Source organism: Corynebacterium sp. HMSC08A12 (genome assembly GCF_001807485.1).
Classification (GTDB): Bacteria; Actinomycetota; Actinomycetes; order Mycobacteriales; family Mycobacteriaceae; genus Corynebacterium; species Corynebacterium evansiae.
This window is the reverse complement of sequence record NZ_KV789188.1, coordinates 43,084-65,939: the sequence shown is the minus strand read 5'-3', so window position 1 is coordinate 65,939 and position 22,856 is coordinate 43,084. Positions and strand designations below refer to the sequence as shown.

Below are 22,856 nucleotides of genomic sequence, written 5' to 3'. Positions count from 1 at the left end.
GTACTCGAAAATGTTTCGAGTAGAATGTTAGGCGATTTGGCCCCCGAGTGTATCGAGTAGCGCCGCCGCTTTTACTAGCGTTTCCTGGTACTCCGCCAGTGGATCCGAGTCCGCGACGATCGCGCCGCCGACCCCGAAAGAACACTCCGCGCCATCGTCGACGAGCGTGCGGATCGTGATGTTCAGCTCTGTGGCGGAATTGGGGGAGATCCAGCCGATCGCCCCGGAATAGAACCCGCGCGGATGCGGCTCCAGCTCCTCGATAATCTCCATCGTCCGGATTTTCGGCGCGCCTGTCATGGAGCCGCCGGGGTAACTGGCCGCAATCGCGTCGACGGCGCCGAGCCCCGGACGGAGCTGGCCGGTAATGGTGCTGACCAGCTGATGGACGTGCGAGAAACTCTCCACCGAAAAAATTTTCGGCACCTCCACACTGCCCGGCACGCACACTCTGCCGAGGTCGTTGCGCAGCAGGTCAACGATCATCAGGTTCTCCGCCCGGTCCTTGGGGTTGCTCATTAATTCCTGACGCCCCCTCGCATCCGCCGCTTCGTCCTCCCCACGGGGGCGGGTGCCCTTGATCGGCTTGGCGGAGACCTCTCCCTCCGGCGAGACCTTGAGGAACCTCTCGGGGGAGGCGCTGAGGATATGCAGTGGTGCCTGACCAGGGCGGTCGAAACGCAGGAATGCGCCATAGGGAACCGGGCTGACTTCGCGGAGCCGCAGGTAGGCCAGTAATTCCGGTGACTGCTCCTGAGGCGAGTTCGCGCCGGGCTGCTCGCTGGATTGCAGTGCTGGATGCTCGCCAGGTTGCTGAGTGGGCCGCAGTCCGACCAGCTCCCGCAGTGCGGGCCCACGGGCCGTATTCGTCAGGCAGACCTCGTAGCTATCGCCCGCGGCAATGTAATCCAGGCAGCGCTGGATGCTCGCCAGGTACTGCTGCTTCGGTTGGTCGAAGTGGAAGGTCGCCGCGCGCTCGGCGGGCACCGTGTCACGGGGCGGTGCACCGCCCGGAATGCTGCTCGGAAAGGTTTCCGGAATGGCTTCCAGTCCCGCACCGCTTGTCTCGGAGACCTCGCCAGCGATCCGTCGCACCTCGGCGACGGTGGTGTCCAGCCATTCCAGCTGCTCATCGTGGGTGCTCCCGGCATCCCCGGCATCTTTGGCACTCGGCAGCATTGCCATTGCATAGGCCACCGCGTGTGCGTGGTCGATCACGACCGCCCGGTCGGCGAACAGCAGTGCCGCATCCGGATGGTCTTCCCGGGAGCGGGCAATGTCCTCCACTCCGTATCCCAATGCGCCCACCCAGCCGAGGGCGAAGTCGCACGGCCAGTCTCGCGGAATCTCAACCGACTCGTCGAAAGTGCTTCTGAGCTGCGCGAAGAACGTATTCGAGCTTTCCACCTGCGGCATCCACGTTCGGGCTAGGGGACCCGCGCTATTTGCCAGCACACTGAGGGCGCCGCCGTTGCCGGAGGAATCCAGCCAGGCGGCGGTGGGGGCGTCATTAAATAAAGACAAAAAGACCCGCGGCGCGACACTTCCGGTGATGTCCCGAGCGTCTGCCTGCGGCAGCGGGATGGTGCGGAATGTGAGGCGGCGCGGGGTCATGTACGCCATTATCGCGCGCCGGATTTAGCGCGCGATGTGGGGGTGCGGGTTACAGGCGGTGCTTGCCGCCCTCGTCCGGATCCTCGCCCGGGCCATCGGCCAGCGGGAAGTCGGCCTCGGCGGCGTCGGTCGCATCCGTGGCATCGGCAGCGCCCTGGTCGCTACCAGCCTGCGGAGCAGCCGGAGCACCCGGAACAGCTACGCCCGGTGCGGGAGCGCCCGGTGCACCCGGGGCAGGTGCGGACGGTGCGGCGGGGGCAGCCGGAGCCTGCTTCTCCTCGGTCTTGGCCTCTTCGGTCTTCTCGCCGGCCTTAGCCTCCTTAGCCTCGTCGACCTTGGCCTCGGCGGTCTCCTTCACCTCGGTGGCCTTCGCCTCAGCCTTGTCAGCGGTCTCGGCGGCCTTCGCCTTGGCCTTCTCGGCAGCGCCGGTGGCCTTGTCCGCGAAGTCCTGCACCTTCGGGGAGTTCTTCGGAGCGTTCTCGCCACCACGCAGGAACTTAAACGCAGCAGCGCCCGCGGCAACCAGGATGGCCAGCAGCAGGAACTTGCCGAACAGGCCACCCTTCTGCTTCTTCTCCTGTTTCTTCAGGCCCTTCTTCTCGGCCTTCGCCAGCGCCTTGCTCTGCGCCTTGTTGGTGGCGCGGGCTACCTTCTTGTCCAGCTTCGCAGCGCGCTTGCGGGCATCCTTCTGTGCGCCCTTGGTCTGCTTCTGCGCACGCTTGGCTGCCTTCTTCTTGGTGGCCTCCAGCTTCTTGGCCAGCTGCTTGCGGTTCTTCTCCGCGCTCTTCGCCAGGTCGCCGCCACGGGACTCCGCCTCTTCGTACAGCTTGCTGGTCGCAGCCTGGCCGCGTTCCTGCAGCTCGTGAGCATTTTCCTTCAGCGCAGCGGTAAGCTGAGCGATCTTCTGCTCACGCTTCTTGGCCTTCTTGCCGGCCTTCTTCTGGGCCTTCTCCTGCGCCTCGTCGAAACGGTTGCGCAGCTTCTGCGTGCGCTTGTCGATCTTCTTGCGCAGCTTCTCGGCATCCGCGCCGAGCTTCTCGGTCAGTTCATCGGTGTTCAATTCTTCGCCCTTCTTCCTTAGCGACGCCACCATCCCAGCAGCCTCGCCCTCAACCTTCTTGGTCTTCTTGGCTGCCTTGGCCTGTGCCTTCGCTGCCTTCTTCTTTGCGGCCTCGGCCTTCTTTTCGGCCTTCGCACGAGCCCTGTCCGCCTTGTCGGCGGCCTTGTCAGCAGTGTCGGCAGTGTTCTGGGAACCGGTGGAGTTCATGTCCGCAACATCCGCAGCAGTGAGCTCGTCGGAGTGGTGCGCCTGGTGGTGCTTGCGGGCAGCCGCAGCCGCACGGGCCTGCTCGAGGGCAGACGCAGCACCCTCTTCCTTCAGCATGAGCTCCGCGACGGCCTTCACGTGAGCGGGAGAACCAGCAATGATGCCCTCTCGTTCGCCCTCCGTGGCCAGGTTGTCACGCAGCTGCTGCAGCGCGTCGAACTCCTGGCGGCGCTTAAACTCCTTGCGGTTATTCAACATGGTGCGACCCTGCTTGGCGCCGCGCAGCGCCAGCTTCAACGTGGTGGGGTTCATCGTGCGAGATGCTCCTTGGAGATCTATTTGGGTATTTCAATATGTGTTCGTGCTAACACCCATCCTAAAGAAAAATCCCCACCGGGATGGGCAATACAGCTTTTGAGTCGCCAAGGCGCCGGAAGCCGTCGCGGCTTTTTAGTACAATGGATCACCGTGACTAATAAGACTGCAACCGCAATTCTGCACACCAACCAAGGCGACATCGCCATCGATCTGTTCGGCAACCACGCGCCGGAGACCGTAGCCAACTTCGTTGGCCTGGCGCAGGGCACCAAGGAGTACTCCCAGCCCAACGCCTCCGGCACCAACGAAGGCCCGTTCTACGACGGTGCGATCTTCCACCGCATCATCGATGGCTTCATGATCCAGGGCGGCGACCCGACCGGCACCGGTCGTGGCGGCCCGGGCTACCAGTTCGGCGACGAGTTCCACCCGGAGCTGCAGTTCGACCGCCCCTTCCTGCTGGCCATGGCCAACGCTGGTCCCGGCACCAACGGCTCCCAGTTCTTCATCACGGTGACGGCCACCCCGCACCTGAACAACCGCCACACCATCTTCGGTGAGGTCACCGACAAGGAGTCCCAGAAGGTCGTCGCAAAGATCTCCCGCGTCGCAACCGACCGCATGGACCGCCCGAACGACGACGTCGTCATCGAGTCTGTCGAGATCCAGGAGTAAAAACTCCTTGCCGTGGCTGGACACGCAAGCCCGCCGGAATAGCCGGCGGTATTCCGTCACCAACGTATTCATCGCAGCCTGCTGCCTTGTCTACGTGGTGACGGTTTTTCAATCCGGCAGCATCGCCAGCCCCCTCGATGGCCGATCCATGTTCGGCCTCAGCTCGAACAACCTGGGGCGGGAGATGCTCTTCAACGCCGCCAACGTCACCCTGTTCGGTGAATGGTGGCGCATCCTCACCGCCGCATTCGTTCATTTGGACCCCGCCCACCTGGGCTTCAACATGCTGCTGATCTTCCTGATCGGCCGCGATGTAGAACGCTTTTACGGGCCGGTAGTTATGCTCAGCCTCATCGTTGCCAGCGCCGCTGGCGGCGCGCTGGCCTGCATGTACTTCCAGCCCAACGTCCCCGTCGGCGGTGCCTCCACCGTCGGCTACGGGCTGTTCGCCATGCTCATTTCCCTGTCGCGGATACGGCAGCGCGACCTCCGCGGGCCCATCATCCTCCTGCTGGTGAACCTCGGGTACTCCCTCATGTACTCCAACGTTTCGCTATGGGGACACATCGGTGGGCTCGCCGGAGGCGCCGTCATAGCACTCATTACCAGCACCGTTGGGGAGGGCGGCAACGGGGGCGTGGGGGCGTCAATAAGAAAAAAGACCGTCGCAGCACTAGCCGCGACGGCAATCTTGGCCTTCACCATATGGACCGGCCTGGGGTGGCACTACTAGGGGCGCCCAACTAGGGCAGTGCCGGGAAGTAACTTGGGTGCTACTTCCAACCCATGGTCATCAGCAGACCCACGATCAGCAGGGCGAAGCCGATCAGGTAGTTCCATGCGTTCAGATCGCGCATGAACGGGATCTCCGGGCCGGCGATGTAGTTAACAACCAGCCAGGCCAGGCCCAGAAGCATCAGCGCGAGCATCAGCACGATGTACCAACGCGGAGTACCGCTGGAATTCAGCTTCACGGGTGTGCGACGGTCCGCGGAAGAGGAGCTGGAGTAGTTCTCCTCAGCGGAATTAACCTTGGACTTTGGCATTGTTCAAAACCTCGAAGCAATTGACTGCGGAGCGGACGGCCTACGAGGTACCGAGCGCCCATGGGCAAAATACGTACTAGACGATAGTAGCAGTACACCGCGGCAAAACCATGCACGCTGCCACGCTAGACTCTTTGCTATGCGCATTCTCGTGATCGATAACTACGACAGCTTCGTCTACAACCTCGTGCAATACATCGGGCAGCTGGGCTTCAGCGGGGACGACTGTGTGGTGCTGCGCAATGACGCCCCCGAGCTCACCGGTGCTGGCAACCCTGAGGGGGCCGAGACGGATGCGCTGGCGGACATGCTGCAGGGCTTCGACGCGATCCTGCTATCCCCCGGACCTGGCGAGCCGAGCGCGGCAGGCCGCATGCTGGATGTGCTGAAAATCGCTGTTGAGCAGCAGATTCCGCTGTTCGGGGTGTGCCTGGGGCACCAGGCGATCGGCATGCACTTCGGCGCGGAGGTCGTGCGGGCAGACGAGCTTTTCCACGGCAAGACCTCGCCCGTGGCCCATGACGGCACCGGCGTGCTGACCGGAGTGCCGAGCCCGTTCCGCGTGACGCGCTACCACTCGCTCACCGTTGATCCAGGCACCGTGCCGGAGGAGCTAAAGGTCACGGCAACCTCCGATTCCGGCATGATTATGGCGATGCGCCACCAGACGCTGCCGATCCACTCAGTGCAGTTCCACCCCGAGTCCGTGATGACGCAGTACGGCCACCTAATGCTGGCGAACTGGCTGAACGAAGCCGGGCGGTTGAGTGGCAAGGGCGAGGTTGTGCCCGCCGAACTGGTGAACCGCCTGGTGCAGGAGCAGCTGGAGGTTACCGGCGCGATCAGCGCCGAAGCCTCGATGCTCTAGGCGCGCTGCCGCTAGGGCAGCAGGTTGAAGACGTACACCGTGACGGTGATGTCCTCGTCCTTCTTGATGACCTCGCCACTGTGGATGGACTGCTGCGCGACCTCGTCCACGCGGCCCAGATCCGTGGTGTTCTTGTTCTCCCGGTGTAGCTGTTCCGGGGTGCCGCGCCAGCCGGCGGCCTGCAGCTCGCGGAACACGTCACCGAACTTCTTGCCCTGCAGGGAAGGCATCTCGAACTGGTTGCCCAGGGATACCTCCAGGGTGATCTCGCTGCCCTTGGGCAGCTTCTCACCCTCGCTGCTGGCGGAGAGCACCTGATCCTTCCGCTCCACAGAATCGACGTGGTTCACAACCACCTTGAAGCCAGCTGATTCCAGGTTCTCCCGGGCGTCCTCGAGCTGTTGGCCGGTGACGACTGGCACGCGGACGTCCTCCGGACCCGTGGAGACGGTGATGGTCACCTTCGTGCCCGCAGAGACCTGCGAACCCTGCGGCGGAGTCTGCGTGATGATCTTGCCCTTCGGCACATCATCGCTGGCTTCTTCCTTGACTTCCTTGTTCAGAACCAGCTTGGCATCCTTCAGAAGCTGGACTGCTTCCTCGGTGGTCTTGCCCGTCAGGTCCGGCACGTCGGTGATCTCTCGGCCGCTGGAGACCAGCAGCTTGATCTCGGTGCCGCGAGCCACGGATGCGTTGGCTGCCGGGTCGGTGCCGATAGCCTTGCCGCGCGCGATCTTGTCGTGCGTGGTTTCCTCGACCGTTACTTCGAAGCCCGCGTCCTTGAGGATCTTCTCCGCCTCGGCACGGTCCTTGTTGGCTACGAGCGGGATCTTCACCTGCTCGGCTTCGATAGGCTTCTCTGGTTCATCGTCGCCGGTAAATGCCTGGTAGGCAAAGTAACCACCGGCGATTACTGCGGCGATACCCGCCACCCAAGCGATGGGCGCCCACCAGCGACGCTTGGGCTCATCCTCGTAGTACTCGTCGTCGTACTCGCCGTCATAATCATCGTCGTAGTCGGCGTCATAGTCGTCGTAATAATCGTCGCCGCCATCATAATCGCCGCTGTAATCGCTGTTGTAGTAGCCGTCGCCGCCACCGTTGCCAGCGGCTCCAGCGGCGGCTGCTCCGGCCCCAGCTGCTCCGGCTCCAGCAGCGGCACCGTTGGCCGTGTTGTGGCTGGCGGGGATCACGGAGGTCTGCGCGTCATCTTCATTCGCGTGCGCGCCAGCCGCGGCCGCACCGGCGGCCAGCCCCGCGGCGCCAGCGGCACCGGCAGCAGCGCGGCCTGCGGTGTGGGAACCAGCATCGGCCGAGTCGGCGTCATTGGTATAGGCCTGGGCGACCAGCGGCAGTTGGTCTTCGGAAAGGCGCTTCAGATCCGTCGCCATCTCTTGCGCGTCGTCATAACGATCCGATGGCGACTTCGCCATAGCGGTCAGAGTGATGGAGTCCAGGCTCAAAGCCTCGCGCTTCGACAGGTGCATGCCCGGAACCTGGGACGGCGCCTCCGGGTTTTCCTGCACGTGCTGGAAGGCAACGGACAGCGGGGACTCGCCGTGGAAGGGAGCCTTGCCCGTGGCCAGCTCGTAGAACACGCAACCGGCGGCGTAAATATCCGAACGTGCGTCGGCGGACTGGCCGCGTGCCTGCTCGGGGGAGAGGTACTGGGCGGTGCCGATGACGGCGGCGGTTTGCGTCATAGCAGAGGAGCTATCGCTCAGTGCACGTGCGATGCCGAAGTCCATGACCTTCACCGCGCCGGTGTTGGTGATCATCACGTTCGCGGGCTTGATGTCGCGGTGAATGATGCCCGCCTCGTGCGAGAAGTACAGCGCCGAGCAGACCTGGGACATGACCGCCGCGGCATCGTTCAGGCTCATCTTCCCGGAGTCCTGGATGATGTCGCGCAGGGTTTCGCCGTGCACGCGCTCCATGACGATGTACGGCACCGCACCGTCCTCGTCCGGGGTCTGGCCCGTGTCGTAAACGGCGACGATGGCGGGGTGGTTCAGCTTCGCGGCATTTTGAGCCTCGCGGCGGAAGCGCTCCAGGAAGGTGGTGTCGCGCGCCAGATCGGGGCGCATCATCTTTACCGCCACATCGCGGCCCAGCAGTTCATCGGTAGCGGCGTACACGTCGGACATGCCACCAGTGCCGATCTTGGCACCGAGGCGGTATCGTCCGCCCAAGGTTGTGCCGTTTCGGTCCACGCCTTCTGCTCCTTTGTCTGCTTCTGTAGCTAACCCCAGAATGATTTTCTAGTCACTTTGATTAACAAATCCTAGTCCAACTTGTTGTATGGACATAGTTCTATCCCTTTTACATTGCTAAAAAGAATCGTGCTTAAACGCTTAAAGCACTGGCTGGCTTTCCGGATCGGCCTCCCGATTGCGTAATTCTGCAGGTACATCGTTGTCCGCCGAGGTTGCGCTATCGTTCGTCTGCGGGCGGCCGGGTTGGTTCGGGCGAGCAGTGTTGTGGTTGCCGCCATTGCCACCCTGACCACCGTTTCCGCCGTTGCCGTTGTCACTGTCGTTGCCGCGCCCGCCACCGTTCGGGATGGTCGGCAAGGTGGGGAACGAAGGCTCGCGTTCGTCGGAGGTCTCCGGCGGTTCCGACGTGGTCTCGGTCCCCGGTGCGGGTTCCGGGCCATTCGTCGTGTCCGTCGGCACCGGGTTTACCGGCGCGGGGGCGTTGCCGTCCGGGTCGGCCGGCGCTTCTTCCTCCTCCGTCGGGCTGGTCGTGACCTCGTTGGTCACGGTCATTGTCGACGGGTCCGGCGCTTCTTCGTCGCCACCGCTGGTCAGCAGGAAGGTGGCCAGCGCAAGCGCGAGGATGCTCACCAGGGCCAGCACCGCGATAATCAAGCGGTTCTTTCTTGGTGACGCCCCCTGCGCTCCACCCGCCCCGCGTGCAGTCGCGGGGTAGCCCGCGCCCGTGGCCGGAGCACCTGCACCGGCAGCCGGGCCGGAGGGGCCAGGGTAACCGGAACCTTGACCGGGCCCTGGCCCGTGCTCTGGACCGTACTCAGGGCCCGACGCTGAAGGCACTCGAGTTCCCGGCCCGCTGGCAACGTTGCCCAGCTGCTCGGTCAGCGGGTGCGGTTCGGTGCTGACGTTCGGCACATTGTGCGGCGACGGGGGTTGCTTGCCCTCGGCCACCATGACAGTGGCGGCGACAAGTTCCGCGCCGTCGGCGTAGCGCGTCCGCGGATTCTTGCGCAGGCAGACCTTGATCAATTCCCGCAGGTTGGGGTCGACCTCTTCCGGCAACTCCGGTGGGGTTTCGGAGATGTGCTTGATCGCCACGGACACGGTGGATTCGCCGGAGAACGGACGGTAGCCCGCCAGCATCTCGAAGCCGACCACGCCCAAGGAGTACACGTCGCTGGCCGGGCCGACCTGGTCGCCCTGAGCCTGCTCGGGAGAGACGTACTGGGCGGTACCAACCACCATGCCCGTGCGGGTCAACGGCACCGCGGCGGCGGCCTTGGCAATGCCGAAGTCCGTGATCTTCACGAACCCGTCGGAGGTGATCAGCAGATTTCCCGGCTTAATATCGCGGTGCACCAGTCCGGCTTCATGGATAGCCTTCAGCCCCGCGGCGGTTTGCGTCAATACGTCCAGCGCCAGATTCTGCGGCAGCGAGGATTCGCGCGAGAGCACATCGGCCAGAGACTCGCCACGGATGTACTCCATGATGATGTAGCAGAACACCGTGCCGTTGTCCGGGTCCTCGACCTCGCCGGATTCATAGGTCCTGACGACGTTGGGGCTGTCGAGGTCCTGGGCTGCGGAGGCCTCGTTGCGGAAGCGCGCGCGGAACTCCTCGTTTTCCGTGTACTCCGGCTTGAGGATCTTGACGGCCACGTCGCGCAGCTTTTCGACATCGTGGGCCAGCCATACGGTGGACATGCCGCCGCGACCGATGATCCACTGCAGCTCGAAGCGCTCGCCCAGAAGCCGCTGCGTACGCTCAATTTCTGTGCGGTCGGGTTGACGGGAATCGCTCATGGCCTACTGCTGCTCCTTCTCAGCTGCGTGGATGACGGCCCGGCCGATGGGACCGGCCACCGAACCACCGGTAGCCGCCCGCCCGCGGTCGCCACCATTTTCCACCAGAACGGCTACCGCCACATCGGCGGAGGTGGAAAACGCGATGTACCAGGCGTGCGGGTTGGAGTTGCGGGAATCCTCGCCGTGCTCGGCGGTACCCGTCTTCGAAGCGATGGAGGCATCGCCGCCGGCCCACTTCTCGGCCTCCACCATCAGATCCTTCAAGGTATCGGCCGTCTCCTCCGGCACCGCGCGCTGAGCCTTCTGCGGCTTGGTGGTCCGCAGGGTGGAAAGATCGCGGCCGGTGATCTTGCTAACTAGGTAAGGCTTCATGCGCACACCACCGTTGGCGATGGTCGCGGCGATCACCGCATTCTGCAGCGGGGTCAGCGCCACGTCGCGCTGGCCGATGGAGGACTGGCCCAGAGCCGCACCGTCCGGGATGTCACCCAGGCGGGAGGGCTCCACCGGCAGGCCCAGGTAGTCGTCCTGTTCCCCGATGCCGAAGTTCTCGGAAATCTTCTTGAACTTATCCGCGCCGTGGCGAGTGGAGATGTCCACGAAGGCGGTGTTACAGGAGCGTTTGAAGGCCTCGCGCAGGGTGGTGGTGCCACCGCCGCCACAGGCCGCGCCGCCGTAGTTCTCCAGGGTCGTGGCCGTATCCGGCAGGGTGATCTGCGGCGCGGCGGTCACGGAGGTCTCCGGAGTGTCGCCCTCCTCCAGGGCGGCCGCGGTAGTGATGACCTTGAACGTCGAGCCCGGCGGCTGGATCTGCTGCGTGGAGCGGTTCAACAACGGGGCGGAATCGTCGTTGGCGTAGTTCTCAAAGTTCGTCTTGGCCTGCTCGGCCGGCGGGCCGACGATCTGCGCCGGGTCAGCCGAGGGCGTGCTGGCCATCGCCAGCACTTCGCCCGTGGACGGGCGCAGAGCCACCACGGAACCGGAGTAGCCCTTGTTGGCCAGCTGGTCGTAGGCGACTTCCTGCACTTGCGGGTTGAGCGTGAGCTCCACGTTCGCCCCGCCGGCCTCCTTGCCCGTCAGCATGTCCCACGTGCGGGTGGCGAACAGGGAATCGTCCTCGCCGGTGAGGATGGAGTTCTGGGAAGACTCGATACCCGAGGCACCGTACTGGTCAGACAGGTAGCCGATCACGGAGCCGTACTTCGCGGACATGTACGGGTACTCACGGTCGTAGAAGTCGTCGGAATCCTTCACGGACCTGGCCAGCACCTGGTCGCCGGCGATGATCCTGCCGCGTTCCTTCGACTTGGCCTCTAGGAATTGACGCGAATTCAGCGGATTCTGCGCCAGCGACTTCTGCTGGAAGCCTTGGATGTAGGTCAGGTTTGCAATGAGGGCGACCACCAAGATGAAGCTAAAGATGGCTACCGCGCGGATGGAGCGGTTCATGCTTCCTCTCTTTCCTTAATGGCCAGGGGCGTGCGGGCGTCATGAGAAATACGAAGAATAATCGCCAACAGGATGTAGTTCGCCAACAGTGACGAACCACCGTGCGACAGGAACGGCGTGGTGAGGCCGGTCATGGGCAGCAGGCGGGAGATACCGCCGGTGACCACGAAAACCTGGATGGCGATCGTCAGCGACAGACCCGCGGCAACGAGCTTGCCGTAGGAATCGCGGGCTCGCATGGCAGTGTTGAAGCCGCGCGACACGAAGATCGCGTAGGCCAGCAGCACGCCTGCCAAGCCGATCAGCCCCAGCTCCTCGCCGATAGCGGCCAGGATGAAGTCGGAGTGCGCGACGGGGATGTTGTTTGGGTAACCCTCGCCCAGGCCGCGGCCAGTCACGCCACCGAAGGACATGCCAAACAGGGCCTGGGAGAGCTGGAAGCCGTTGCCGTCGTAGTTCGACAAAGGATCCACGAAGTTGGACACGCGATCCTGGATCTTGTCCGAGATCTGGTACACGCCGAATGCGCCGATGAAAGCCAGGCCGAGACCCAGCACCAGCCAGGAGGCGCGGCCGGTGGCGATGTACAGCATGCCCAGCACGGTGCCGAACAGCAGCAGGGCCGGGCCGAAGTCGTTCTGCGCGGCCATGATCATCAGCGCGATGCCCCACACCAGAAACAGCGGGCCGAGGTCGCGCAGACGGGGGAACTGCAAACCCAAGAAGGACTTGCCGGCCACGTTGAACAGGCGGCGCTTATTTACCAGCAGCGCGGCGAAGAACAGCAGCAGCATGATCTTTGCGAACTCGCCGGGCTGGATCGAGAACGGGCCGATGCTGATCCACACCTTTGCGTCCGCGTTCAGGGAGGTAGGCCAGACGATCGGCAGGGCCGTCAGGATAAGGCCCGCCAAGCCCAGCAGATACGAGTAGTTCTGCAGCGAGCGGTGATCCCGCAAAAAGCCAATCACCAGGCAGAACAGGATCACACCCAGGGCGGTCCACATGATCTGTGACTTCGCCAGTGTGAGGCCCGACCCGAGGTCCAGCCGGTAGATCATCACCAGCCCCAGGCCGTTGAGCAGCGCCGCGATGGGCAGCATGATCTGGTCGGCCTCCGGGGCCGTCCAGCACACCACCAGGTGCGCCACTAGAAAAGTCAGAAAGAAGCCGCCGACCAGGTAGAACACCTCGGAGCTGATTTCCTTGCCCTGCGAGATCTCCAGCGCCACGATGGCCAGCAGCAAAATGATGGCGGCCAGCAGCAGCAAGCCAGCCTCGGTGCGTCGGCTAAAAAGCTTCATGGTTTACTTCACCTCGCGGCAGGAGACTCCGGGGGTCGTGAGGTCTTCGGGCGCGTCGCTCTTCTTTTCGCTCTTTTCCGTGCTGCTCTTTTTCTTATCCTTGTCGTCTTTGCCATCCTTGTCTTTGTCTCCGTCTGCCGGCACTCGCGTCACACAAACCGGCAGAGTCTGCTCCGCCAGACGGTTGACCTGGCCGGTGACCTTGTCGTAGGAATCCTCCGGCAGATCCGACAGTGCGCCCTGCGCCGCCGGAGTCAGATCCGAGGTCATAAACAGGTGGCAATCGCCGCCCGCACCCGGATCCACGAAGGTCGCCTTGCCTTCGTCGTCCAGACAGACGTCCTGGTGCACAGAGTTCAGCTTGAATCCCATTACGGAAGAATCAGTGCCGTTCATCACCTTGATCTGCGAGTTATCCGCGGTGACGTAGTACGTGTCCTTCACTCGCTGGTACATCACATAGGTCACCGCGCCACCGGCCAGAACAACGGCCAGGATGATCGCCAGCGTCACCCACAGCCCGCGCCGGGATTTCTTCGGCTTCTTGGCCGCGCTGGGTTCTGCATCGCCTACGCTGTGGCCATCGCCGTGAACGTTGTTGCCGTTACCTGTGCGATCGTGGCCACCATTGGCCGTCGCAGGTTCGGGCTCGTCGTCTTCCTCGTCCTTTTTTGGTGACGCCGCCGTCGTCGTCGACAGCCCCTGAATAGCTGCTGCGCGGGCTGCCGAAGAATTCGGGCGTGGCATATCCACTGCCTCACCTGCAATAGCTCCCGCCATCACCGGGCGGGGTGGCAGGGTGAGCTCCGGATCCGTCGGGGCATTGGAGTCGGCGTCAAAACCAACAACATCGGCAACAACAACGGTGACGTTGTCCGGGCCACCGCCACGCAGTGCCATCTCAACGAGCTTGCGGGCAGCCTTCTCCGGGGTGCCGTGGGAGAGAACCTCGCGGATCGTGTCGATGCTAACCGGATCCGAAAGCCCGTCGGAGCAGAGCATGAAGCGGTCGCCGACCTGCGTTTTTTCACGCCACAGGGTGGGTTCGACGGGACGGCCGGTGAGGGCCTTAAGGATGAGGGAACGCTGCGGGTGGCTGCTGACGTCCTCGGGATCGAGCTTGCCCTCATCGACGAGGGACTGCACGAAGGTGTCGTCCTTGGTGACCTGGCGCAGCTCACCGTCGCGCAGGACGTAGCCGCGGGAATCGCCGATGTGGCAGATGGCGACCTCGTCCTCGCGGAAGAGCATGGAGGTCAGGGTGCAGCCCATGCCATCCAAGTTTGGGTGCTCGTCGACGTGCGCGGCGATGTCCTGGTTGCCCTCGTCCGTAGCCGTGGCCAGCAAGTTTTCCAACTGATCGCGGTTGTTGGGCTCGTCGATCAGTGGGGAATCCAGGGGGCTGAGGGCATTAATGAGGAACTGGGAGGCAACCTCGCCGGCAGCGTGGCCACCCATGCCGTCGGCCAGAGCCAGCAGACGCGGGCCGGCGTAGGCGGAGTCTTCGTTGTTGCCGCGGACCAGGCCACGGTCAGAGCACGCCGCGTAGTTCAGCGTGCGCCCGATGTTTCCGTTCTTGCCCTCGGTCATGCGTCCATCCTCACGTGGGTTTGGCCGATGCGGATTTCCATACCGGCGGAAAGCTTAACGGGCTGGTCCAGGCGCTCGTTACCGATCCAGGTGCCATTGCGGGAGTCGAGGTCTTCGACGTACCAATCCGAGCCGCGGCGGATCAGACGCGCGTGGGTGCCGGAGGCAAAGTCATCCTCCAGCACCAGCGTGCACGACTGCGAGCGCCCGATGGAGACGTCCTGGTACCCCTTGAGGTTCAGCGTGGTGCCAGTCAGCGGGCCACTGGTGAGCTCCAGGGAATTAGGCGCCTTGTGCCTGCGGAAAGCATGGCCGGAAGAAGAGGGCTCGTTCATGGGACCGCCGTATCCCGCTGCGATGGGAGCCATCCCGGCGGGAGTCAAGCCAGAGGTGCGATCCGCATCCTTCTTGAGGGAGCGAACAGTCATCCAGATGAAGAACCACAGCAAAAGCAGCAGGCCAATCTTGACCAGCAAAAGCAGCGTGGTCTGCACGGTATTCAACTCCTCAATAAGGTCGGAAGGTTCGGTGAGTACTCGGTGAGTACTCCATGAACCACTCAATAAACACAGGCGCACATAGCCCCGCGGGGCACATGTGTATGTGAATAGCCTAGTTTAGATGACCCTGAAGGAGTAGGGCGGAAGGGAAAAATAGGGTTAGTGGAACTCCACGCCGATCTCAGAGTGGCCGAGAGAGATTACGTCGCCGCTGGCCAGCAGCCAGTTTTCGATCGGGGTGCCGTTAACGGAAGTGCCGTTGGTGGACTGCAGGTCCGTCAGCACCGCATCGTAGCCATCCCAGGTGATGTCTGCGTGCTGGCGGGAAACACCGGTATCGGGGATGCGCAGATCCACTCCGTTGCCGCGCCCGATGATGTTGCTGCCCTTGCGTAGTTCGTAGGTGCGGTCGGAGCCATCGTGCAGCGTGAGGGTGACCCGCAGTTCGCTCTCGCCGCTGTCCGCGCCCACGCCTCCGCGTACGGGGGAGGGAGTAGACTGCACAATGACTTCGGTGCCCGGGTAGCTCACCGGACGTTCGAAATCATTGCCTTCCTGCTGGCCCTGCCAGTTCTGCTGGTTGTGCACCGCGCTTTCCTTCTCTTCGTCCTGGGATTGGTGGTCGCGGGGCTCCCAAGATTCCTGGGGTTCCTGGGATACCGGGGACTCCGGGGACTCTGGGGCCTCAGTATCTTCCGCTTGCTCCGCCTGATCCGACCACTGGTTGCGCGCGAAATCCGGGGAGGCGCGGTGCACACCTGCTGCGCGGGCACCTGCAGCGCCAGCAGCGGCCGCACCTGCAGCGCCAGCGGCAGCACCAGCAGAGTCGGCCGACCCGTGGTGGTGATGCTGCGCATCTGCCGACGAAACCAGATCCCCTAGAGATCGCCCGGAGTTGGGGTGTTGAGCATCGCTGGACGGGTCGTCGTTGGAGCTAGGGGCGTCATAATCATGAGAGACCAATGAACGCTCGCCGGGCTGCGATGAAGGCCATTCCGGGCGACTAGCTTGCGCCGGGGCATCCTCGCCGATGGCGACGTTTGCGCTGGAGCGATCCTCGGTGCGGGGAACGTCGAAGCGCGCATCGGCACGCATCTGCCCGGAGTGCAAGCCGTCGTGGGCAGAAAGGTTCACCTTGACCGGCTCGTTTGTGCGCCAGCCCTGGTTACGAATGAAGCGGCTCAGGCGATCGCCCATTTCCTCGGCCAGGCGCGGGCGGGACTCGGTGAGGCTTGCGTAGTCGCGGGTGCTGACGAGTACCTGGAAGTAGCTGGGAGCCAAACGCTGGCCCTGGGCATCCGTCATGACGGACTCTTCGGCGTACTGCTTAAGAACCTCGTCGATCTCGGTTGGAACAACCTCGCCGCCGAAGACACGTGCGAAGCCGTTATCCAGCCCGCGCTGAAGCGAGCTGTCGAGCTTCTTGAAACGTCCAAACAGACTCATTGTCCGTAGTCCTCCTGTGTCGTCCTGTGTTTTCCACTGCAGTCGCATGCCTTAAGTGCCTGGCGCTAGTTGTGCCTGGCGGGGCGCTGTATGACGAAAGTCGCGGGCACCGGGTGGCAGGTTGTGCTGTGCAGCCATACCCCGATGCTGCGAGTGTGTAGTTGGCCATTATAGGGGTAGTAACGGGTAACGTGCATTTTCACGCAGGTCAGATGCGTTTTTTGGAAGCGCGCGTGCATCGTGCTAGAGTTTCATTTCGTTGCCAGCGAGCACAGATTCCAGTTAGGAATGTGTGGTTTCAGCAGGCAAGACAGTGTAAACACTGTGGTGAATACCATGTGTCCTACATAGTCACTCGGGCGAGTGGCGGAATGGCAGACGCGCTGGCTTCAGGTGCCAGTGTCCTTCGGGACGTGGGGGTTCAAGTCCCCCTTCGCCCACAGAACGAACACTCCGCAGGGTTGGATCTTCGGATCCTGGCCGTGCGGGGTGTTTTGCATTGCCGGGGGCGGTTACAAGGCAGTAGTAATGCGTGCTAGATTTCAGACCGCGAATGGGTCGTGCTCCGGGTCGCTATTAAATTGAATCTCTAGGTCATGGGCGATCTTCTCCGCAAGTGGAGCGCCGAAGAAGTGGGTGACGAAAGCGACGGCCATATCTATACCCGCTGCCACACCGGAAGACGTCCAACGGTCTCTGTCCTGCACCCACCGGGCAGAGCCTTTCCAGTCGATGTCCTTGCCGAAAGAATTGGCCCAATCAAACGCAAGTTTATTGCTGGTGGCGGCGTATCCCTCCAGCAAACCAGCTGCGGCCAAAACCGCTGAACCCGTGCATATGGAACAGACAAGCGAGGTGCAGCTCGCCATTTTGTAGATGCGGGCCAGGAAATCCGCATCTTTGACGAGTGCTCGCGTTCCCTGGCCGCCGGGGATGATAAAGGTGTCGCACACGAGGGAATCGAAGGTTGTGTCGGGGAGAATTTTCACACCTTGGGAGCTGGCAACGGCTTGCCCATCCACGGAGGCGAACTCCACCTGTAGGCCAGGAACTTTGGAGAAAATCTCGGCAGGACCAAAGACATCCAGCAGCTCAAATCCATCGAAAAGAATAAACGCTACCTGTTGTGGTTGTTCGTTATCCATGAGCCTGCCCTTGAATCTGCTGTAGCTCTTCGTCCAATAAGGCCTGATCGATCGCGATGGCGGTGGAGGCGGAGTCGCCAGCTTCGATGGGATCGGTGGCGCTCACTAGCACTCCCGTTTTCGATTCTGGGTCGGGCTGCACGCGGGAGACGGGGGCGTCCATAAGAACAACACCGCGCTTCTCGAACAGTGCGCGATCAGCTTCGCTAAGGGAAAGGCCGTTAGTGAAGAACGTGACGCGATCGGTCCACTTGCGCAACAAATGCACCATGCGCGTCGTGAACCCGGGATTCTTTCCACCGACGACGGCAAGATCTCGCCCTCGGGCCTCATACCCGTGGCAGTAGGGGCAGTGAAAAACTCGTGATCCCCAAAGCTCAGCTAGGCCCGGGACGTCCGGCAGTTCGTCGGTAATGCCCGTCGCCATGAGTACTTGTCGAGCCGGAAACTGCCGTCCGTCGGCCGTAGTGGCCGTCCATGCGTTGCCTGTTTGCTCGAGAGAGGTGACCTCATTTTGGGTTACTTCACCGCCGAAAGCTATGAATTCGTCGCGCCCTTGGTCGAGTAGCTCCATTGGGTTCGCTCCGTCGCGCCCCATGATGCCGTGAGAGTGGGCGCTGAAGCGGTTACGCGGTTTTCCGTTGTCGATGATTCGGACGGTCCGCTGAGCTCGGGCGAGGGTAACACCCGCCGCAGTGCCCGCAAATCCCCCGCCGATGATGAGTACGTCGAGTGGTTCCGTCGCATTGCGCGCCATGATCTGCTCCCTTCGAGGATTGTTACACTTGGCCACCGTACCTGCATGTTTGGTGCAGTTCGCGCGACGGAAAGGTGGAGTATCGTGCAGGCCTACTCTGAAAAGGCGATTCGGAAGAGCTTTATCAACTGCTCTAAGGGTGCCGCTGCGCGCATTCACATTCCGGCACACGTTCTGGGCGCCGACTGGGGGAGCCAGGTGTTTGTCAGCTGGGCGGACCCCAAGGCGCCCCAGCGGGCATACCTCGTCGCGGAGACCGCGCAGGGTTTGCAGGGTCTCACTATGGAGATCCGTAAGGCCCCGACCGGCGGCGGGGCGCGCATGTGCCAGATTTGCCGCACGCTGCACCCTTCGAGTGGCGCCTCTCTGATGTCGATCGTCACCACGAAGTCCGCGCAGGATAACTACGGCAGCATCGGTACGTACATGTGCAGTGACCTGGCGTGTGTGGATTATGTGCGCGGAACGAAAACTCCGGACGGAACCACGCAGATGACGGAGACGCTGACGGTCGAGGAAAAGGAAGAGCGCGTACTCACCAACGTTCGTAGCCTTATCACCAGTGTGGAAAAACGCCTGAAGAAGTAATCCGGTGACCACCGCGCACTGCTTCTAACCAATATTTAATGAAAACGTATTGACAACGTAGCAGGTGAGAGGGCAGTATAGAAAGCGTCGAAGCAACCTACTGGCCCGCCTAACCCATGGGTGGTGGCTCCATGGTTGCCTGTAATAAAGGAGTTCATCATGAGCTGCACTACCCACGCCGACCATGATCACAAGCACGGCCCGAACTGCGGCCACGTCGCCATCCCGCACGGCGACCACGTCGATTACGTCCACGATGGCCACCTGCACCGCGAGCACGAGGGGCACTGGGACGAGTGTGAGGTCACGGAGCACCAGGTCCACGAGGATCACGACCACGAGCACGGTCCGAACTGCGGCCACGTTGCCGTTCCGCACGGCGATCACGTGGACTACATCCACGACGGCCACCGCCACGCCAAGCACGGTGACCACTGGGACGATCACTAAAGCTGCGGAGAGGGGTGACTACTCAATAGTCACTCCGGTAACATAGGCCACCTGAAACGCCAGTGAAAGGAGCGTTGGGTGACTTACCCGCAAGGAAACGACGACCAGACTCGCATGTTCAACACGCAGGGCAATGGCGGTTATGGCGGCTACAACTCTGGCTACAACAACCAGCAGCAGTACCCGCAGGGGTATAACTCTGGCTACAACCAGCCCCCGCAAGATCCGCGCGAAGGCCTGCTGGCCGGCCGCTACGACGGCAAGAAGGTTGCGATGAACCTCATCGTCCTCGCTGTTCTGGCCGCGGCTGTCACTTTCGCTGCGGTGTTCATCGTGGACCTCCTGGTGAGCTTCATTCCAGGTGAAGCGTCCGCAGGCGTGGGGCCTGCTGTACTGACTGGAGTGATTGCGGGCGTCATCGGCGTACTCGCCGGGCTCCTGTACATACCGGTTTCCGGTACGGGCAACGAGCACCTCTTTGGCATGGCCGTGATCGCGCTGGCATCAGTCGCCGCGATCGCATGGGTGCTCGCGGGCGGACTGCTAAGTGGCGACTGGGGGACGTTGGTCACGCTCACGGGCATTGTTTGCACCGCTGCAATCGCGTACGTGGTGCCTACCCGCATCGAATCGGCTGCGGTCTACGGCCCGCGCCGATAAATGCTTCGCTCCAGTGGATTGTCCTCGTCGACTGCAATCCGAATCGAGAGTTGCTACTTTTCTTCGCCAATGCTGTTCCACCGCAGGTTGGAGAAGCGGGCGAAACCTTGATCATCGCTTATTAAGGTTGCCTCGTCTGCAATGACCGCGGCGGCAATCCATGCGTCGGGAATATCGTTACCGCAGAGTTTATGCAGTCGCACCATCTCGTCGAAGATGTCCCAAGAAGCGCCTGCGGGGTGTAAAAGCACTGTGTTGGGGGAAGCGAGGACTGCGTTGATGGCTCCTGTAGCCTGCTCCGGGGTGAGAGGCACTGCAAAAATCCGAGGATTCGTCATGATTCGGATAAACCCGGTCGCTATCACGTCGAGAATTCCGACCGATTCACGCTGAGAAAGCGCCTTCTGTAGCCATTCCTTAGCTTCCTTGTGGCGGGGTGCGGAGGAGCTGAATGCGTTAATCAGAACATTGACATCAGGAACGATCATCGAGCGTCTCCCAGAGTGCATCTTTATCGTCGATGTCTACGAGCATGGGGCCGCAGTCAAACACTGGGAGAAAAGTGCTGTCTGTTTGTTGTGGAGAGTTTTCAGCTTGCTTTAGAGCCGTTCGAATTACCTCTTCTACGTAAGAACTCAAGGTGAGGTCGTTGAGCTTCGCTTGCTGTTTAGCCGCCTCTAGGACTTTCGAAGGAAGATTAATTGTGGTGCGCATGTACACAATAGTATTCCGCATCAAAGCATCAATCAAGAGGTGCAGTGATGCATTCGCCTGGTAAGAGGCGCTTTCTCAGGTTCTAAGTGGTGGAATCCAGCCAGCAAGGGGTCTAAGAAGCCCCTTAAATTTTGTTATCAATCCGAGATTTTTTCGGGATCTGGCGCCTTTTCGGTTGACGCACCCCGGGGGAGAGTGCGTAAGTTTGCGTGCTTAGTGGCAGCTGCCCGGCAAGCACCCGGGGCGCGATACTTCGCGTAACTGCCAGCGTGCAGTCGCAAAGCGCGGCCGCGTAGACATCAAACAATCGATATGAAGCCAGCCACCCGGCCGGCTTCGCAGAAGGAGTTTTCGTCTACATGAATAAGTCCGTAAAGACCGCTTTCGCCCGCATCGGCATGGCCGCAGGCCTGGTTGCTGCCCCGGCAGCCGCCGCAGCTGTGGCAGCCCCGGCCACACAGGCCGCACCGGTAAGCGCCTGGGATCAGGTTGCACAGTGTGAGTCCGGTGGCAACTGGAGCATCAACACGGGCAACGGCTACTACGGCGGGCTGCAGTTTAGCGCCCAGACCTGGTCTGGCTTCGGCGGTACGAAGTACGCCCCGACCGCTAACCAGGCCACGAAGGCGCAGCAGATCGAGATTGCCGAGAAGGTCCTGGCCACGCAGGGTGCAGGCGCTTGGCCGAACTGCGGCAAGGTGCTGGGCTAACTTAAGCGTCCAGGTACTTTTCCGGAATATCGAGAGCCACCAGGTCCTCCCGGGACTTGGTGGATTTTTCTAGCGCTACCTTCACCACGTGGCGCATCTGATCCTCGGGATCGGGGATGCGGCGCTGTTCGGACATCAGCACGGTCAGGATCTCCGGCTGATCCTTGAAGCAGTGCCAGACCACGGCGTTTGCCAGCGATTCCAGCACTAGGCCGCGCGGCTGCAGGGCCTGCTTCGGCCGGTCGGCGCGCTTGCCTCCACCGCGCGGGCGGACGTGCAGATCCTGCTGGCCGATGCCCACGATGGAGCCGTCTTTGTTGTAAATGATGGAGGTGTACGGCACGTTGCAGTAGCCGTCCTCTTCGACGGTTTCGGTGATCCAATTGATCAGCTCGGGCGTGAGATCCACGTCCATGTATGCCCCACTGCGACCGGGCTTGAGGAATTGGAAGGTGCCGGTACGGGTCCAGGCTTCGTATTCAGTGCCAAGACGGCGGGCGATCAGGGTGCCGAACAGCACATCCGTCATGGAAAACAGCGTTCCGCCGAAGGCGGCACCGTGCATGTTGGCGTTCCACCAACGCAGGTTCAGCACGATGCGCGCGTGTGCCCAGTCTTCGGAAACGCGGGTCATCTTAATGCCGGAGCACAGCAGCGGCGGCCAGAGGTTCATCATGCGCCGCATGCGGTTCGGCTTCTCGATCATCTTGTCTGCGAAGGCCGGTACTGCCTTCATTTGTGCACGGTAAATCTTTTTTAGAGGTTTCATGATGCGTTTATGCTACCGCGAGGCCGCCAGCGGTAAGCAGCTATAAAAGTATTTTCTTTTTATTGACGCCCCTACGTCCGCGCCGCCCCGCACGCTTGTTCGAAACTTAAGGTGGATGCTCGCCAGGACTGTCCAGGGCGATTGCTAGCGTGTTGGGTTATGAGCAAGAGGGTAAGTGGGCGTGTATCCGCCCGTGCAGCGGCGCTGCTAGTGGGCGTGAGTTTGCTACTTGGTGGGTGCGCCGAGGGTACGGAGTTCCTAGAGGGCGGAAGTTCGGCGTCACAAAGCTCGGAAGCACCGGTAGAACCGACCACAGAAACGGTGCCGGAGCAGTCAGAACAATCCGAGCCCCCAGAGCAGCCAGAACCGGAACAAGAACCAGAGCAACCCGCAGCGCCGGAACGGTCGCTGCACCAGCAGAACATGCTGGACCTGCTGGAGACGCTGGCGGTCAAGGGGCGCGCGCCGAAGACGGGCTACAGTCGCGATGAGTTCGGCCAGCGGTGGAAGGACATCGACCGCAACGGTTGCGACCAGCGCAACGACATCCTCGCGCGCGACCTCACCAACGTGGAGGCGCCGAAGGGTTGCAAGGTGCTCAGTGGTGACCTGCAGGATCCCTATACCGGCCAGCACATCCACTTCGTCCGTGGGCAGAAGACCAGCCAGGCGGTGCAGATCGACCACGTAGTGGCCTTGGCCGATGCCTGGCAGAAGGGCGCGCAGCAGCTTTCCCCGGAGCGGCGCGAGCAGTTCGCCAACGATCCGATGAACCTGCTGGCCGTTGATGGGCCGGCGAATATGCAGAAAGGTGCGGGCGATGCCGCGACGTGGCTACCGGCGAATAAGGGTTTCCGCTGCACCTATGTCTCCATTCAGGTGCGAGTGAAGGCGGAGTATCAACTGTGGGTTACACAGGCGGAAAAGGAGGCGATCCAGCGCGAGCTTGGTCGCTGCTAGCAGCCGA

General features: G+C 62.1%; 23 protein-coding genes and 1 tRNA gene. 9 read left to right on the top strand and 15 right to left on the bottom strand.

Features of this window, described 5'->3' with window-relative positions; genetic code table 11:
• Positions 1–27 precede the first annotated feature (27 nt).
• Both HMPREF3166_RS10450 and HMPREF3166_RS07705 read right to left on the bottom strand, forming a co-directional pair.
• Entirely contained in the window at positions 28–1,614 is a 1,587-nt protein-coding gene (locus HMPREF3166_RS10450) for an anthranilate synthase component I family protein (RefSeq protein ID WP_371327268.1), read from the bottom strand.
• Positions 1,615–1,663: 49 nt separating this feature from the next.
• Positions 1,664–3,193 (bottom strand): hypothetical protein, encoded by a 1,530-nt coding sequence (locus tag HMPREF3166_RS07705; RefSeq protein ID WP_070488538.1) that lies wholly within the window; start codon positions 3,191–3,193, stop codon positions 1,664–1,666.
• A 156-nt stretch (positions 3,194–3,349) separates the two neighbouring features.
• Between HMPREF3166_RS07705 and HMPREF3166_RS07700 the strand changes: the two genes are divergently transcribed.
• Entirely contained in the window at positions 3,350–3,874 is a 525-nt protein-coding gene (locus HMPREF3166_RS07700; RefSeq protein ID WP_005292634.1) for a peptidylprolyl isomerase, read from the top strand.
• 7 nt (positions 3,875–3,881) lie between these two features.
• Entirely contained in the window at positions 3,882–4,607 is a 726-nt protein-coding gene (locus tag HMPREF3166_RS07695; RefSeq protein ID WP_070488536.1) for a rhomboid family intramembrane serine protease, read from the top strand.
• A 40-nt stretch (positions 4,608–4,647) separates the two neighbouring features.
• Here HMPREF3166_RS07695 and crgA read toward each other — a convergent pair whose 3' ends face one another.
• Positions 4,648–4,920 carry a cell division protein CrgA gene (gene crgA, locus HMPREF3166_RS07690; RefSeq protein WP_005292638.1) on the bottom strand — a complete coding sequence of 91 codons (273 nt, stop codon included), beginning with the start codon at positions 4,918–4,920 and terminating at the stop codon, positions 4,648–4,650.
• Between the two features lie 139 nt (positions 4,921–5,059).
• Between crgA and HMPREF3166_RS07685 the strand changes: the two genes are divergently transcribed.
• Positions 5,060–5,788, top strand: coding sequence for an anthranilate synthase component II (locus HMPREF3166_RS07685; protein ID WP_070488534.1), 729 nt, complete (start codon positions 5,060–5,062; stop codon positions 5,786–5,788).
• 11 nt (positions 5,789–5,799) lie between these two features.
• Here HMPREF3166_RS07685 and pknB read toward each other — a convergent pair whose 3' ends face one another.
• From pknB to HMPREF3166_RS07650, 7 genes are all read right to left on the bottom strand, one after another.
• Complete coding sequence (gene pknB / locus HMPREF3166_RS07680; RefSeq protein ID WP_246816976.1) at positions 5,800–7,935, bottom strand: Stk1 family PASTA domain-containing Ser/Thr kinase; 2,136 nt, start codon at positions 7,933–7,935, stop codon at positions 5,800–5,802.
• A gap of 207 nt (positions 7,936–8,142) precedes the next feature.
• Entirely contained in the window at positions 8,143–9,804 is a 1,662-nt protein-coding gene (locus HMPREF3166_RS07675; protein ID WP_070488530.1) for a serine/threonine-protein kinase, read from the bottom strand.
• Positions 9,805–9,807: 3 nt separating this feature from the next.
• The gene (locus tag HMPREF3166_RS07670) at positions 9,808–11,256 is read right to left on the bottom strand and encodes a peptidoglycan D,D-transpeptidase FtsI family protein (RefSeq protein ID WP_035003338.1); all 1,449 of its coding nucleotides are present in this window, start codon (positions 11,254–11,256) and stop codon (positions 9,808–9,810) included.
• Entirely contained in the window at positions 11,253–12,560 is a 1,308-nt protein-coding gene (locus tag HMPREF3166_RS07665) for an FtsW/RodA/SpoVE family cell cycle protein (RefSeq protein ID WP_070488528.1), read from the bottom strand. The genes HMPREF3166_RS07670 and HMPREF3166_RS07665 overlap by 4 nt, the downstream gene beginning before the upstream one ends.
• Before the next feature lie 3 nt (positions 12,561–12,563).
• Entirely contained in the window at positions 12,564–14,150 is a 1,587-nt protein-coding gene (locus HMPREF3166_RS07660) for a protein phosphatase 2C domain-containing protein (protein ID WP_070488527.1), read from the bottom strand.
• The gene (locus HMPREF3166_RS07655) at positions 14,147–14,644 is read right to left on the bottom strand and encodes an FHA domain-containing protein FhaB/FipA (protein WP_034986315.1); all 498 of its coding nucleotides are present in this window, start codon (positions 14,642–14,644) and stop codon (positions 14,147–14,149) included. Before HMPREF3166_RS07655 ends, HMPREF3166_RS07660 begins: the two co-directional genes overlap by 4 nt.
• A gap of 165 nt (positions 14,645–14,809) precedes the next feature.
• Entirely contained in the window at positions 14,810–16,096 is a 1,287-nt protein-coding gene (locus HMPREF3166_RS07650; RefSeq protein WP_070488525.1) for a DUF3662 and FHA domain-containing protein, read from the bottom strand.
• Positions 16,097–16,453: 357 nt separating this feature from the next.
• Here HMPREF3166_RS07650 and HMPREF3166_RS07645 point away from each other — a divergent pair.
• A tRNA-Leu gene (locus tag HMPREF3166_RS07645) sits at positions 16,454–16,536 on the top strand.
• Positions 16,537–16,638: 102 nt separating this feature from the next.
• Here HMPREF3166_RS07645 and HMPREF3166_RS07640 read toward each other — a convergent pair.
• Both HMPREF3166_RS07640 and HMPREF3166_RS07635 read right to left on the bottom strand, forming a co-directional pair.
• Positions 16,639–17,241 carry a DJ-1/PfpI family protein gene (locus HMPREF3166_RS07640; RefSeq protein WP_034986290.1) on the bottom strand — a complete coding sequence of 201 codons (603 nt, stop codon included), beginning with the start codon at positions 17,239–17,241 and terminating at the stop codon, positions 16,639–16,641.
• Positions 17,234–17,998 (bottom strand): NAD(P)/FAD-dependent oxidoreductase, encoded by a 765-nt coding sequence (locus HMPREF3166_RS07635; RefSeq protein WP_070488523.1) that lies wholly within the window; start codon positions 17,996–17,998, stop codon positions 17,234–17,236. Before HMPREF3166_RS07635 ends, HMPREF3166_RS07640 begins: the two co-directional genes overlap by 8 nt.
• 84 nt (positions 17,999–18,082) lie before the next feature.
• Between HMPREF3166_RS07635 and HMPREF3166_RS07630 the strand changes: the two genes are divergently transcribed.
• From HMPREF3166_RS07630 to HMPREF3166_RS07620, 3 genes are all read left to right on the top strand, one after another.
• Positions 18,083–18,586, top strand: coding sequence for an FBP domain-containing protein (locus tag HMPREF3166_RS07630; protein ID WP_070488521.1), 504 nt, complete (start codon positions 18,083–18,085; stop codon positions 18,584–18,586).
• Between the two features lie 159 nt (positions 18,587–18,745).
• Positions 18,746–19,036: a hypothetical protein gene (locus tag HMPREF3166_RS07625; protein WP_070488519.1), complete on the top strand. Its 291-nt coding sequence runs from the start codon at positions 18,746–18,748 to the stop codon at positions 19,034–19,036.
• 78 nt (positions 19,037–19,114) lie between these two features.
• Positions 19,115–19,696 carry a hypothetical protein gene (locus HMPREF3166_RS07620; protein WP_034986287.1) on the top strand — a complete coding sequence of 194 codons (582 nt, stop codon included), beginning with the start codon at positions 19,115–19,117 and terminating at the stop codon, positions 19,694–19,696.
• Positions 19,697–19,749: 53 nt separating this feature from the next.
• Here the strand turns inward: HMPREF3166_RS07620 and HMPREF3166_RS07615 are convergent, their stop codons facing one another.
• Both HMPREF3166_RS07615 and HMPREF3166_RS07610 read right to left on the bottom strand, forming a co-directional pair.
• Positions 19,750–20,184: a TA system VapC family ribonuclease toxin gene (locus HMPREF3166_RS07615; RefSeq protein WP_070488517.1), complete on the bottom strand. Its 435-nt coding sequence runs from the start codon at positions 20,182–20,184 to the stop codon at positions 19,750–19,752.
• Positions 20,171–20,410, bottom strand: a complete 240-nt coding sequence (locus HMPREF3166_RS07610) for a hypothetical protein (protein ID WP_035003409.1) — start codon at positions 20,408–20,410, stop codon at positions 20,171–20,173. Before HMPREF3166_RS07610 ends, HMPREF3166_RS07615 begins: the two co-directional genes overlap by 14 nt.
• A 359-nt stretch (positions 20,411–20,769) precedes the next feature.
• Between HMPREF3166_RS07610 and HMPREF3166_RS07605 the strand changes: the two genes are divergently transcribed.
• Positions 20,770–21,120: a transglycosylase family protein gene (locus HMPREF3166_RS07605; protein WP_070488516.1), complete on the top strand. Its 351-nt coding sequence runs from the start codon at positions 20,770–20,772 to the stop codon at positions 21,118–21,120.
• Position 21,121: 1 nt separating this feature from the next.
• Here HMPREF3166_RS07605 and HMPREF3166_RS07600 read toward each other — a convergent pair whose 3' ends face one another.
• Entirely contained in the window at positions 21,122–21,889 is a 768-nt protein-coding gene (locus HMPREF3166_RS07600) for a PaaI family thioesterase (protein ID WP_034986284.1), read from the bottom strand.
• Between the two features lie 159 nt (positions 21,890–22,048).
• On the opposite strand from HMPREF3166_RS07600, the gene HMPREF3166_RS07595 reads away from it, so the two are divergent.
• Positions 22,049–22,849, top strand: coding sequence for an HNH endonuclease family protein (locus tag HMPREF3166_RS07595; protein WP_070488514.1), 801 nt, complete (start codon positions 22,049–22,051; stop codon positions 22,847–22,849).
• The last annotated feature ends 7 nt before the right edge of the window (positions 22,850–22,856 follow it).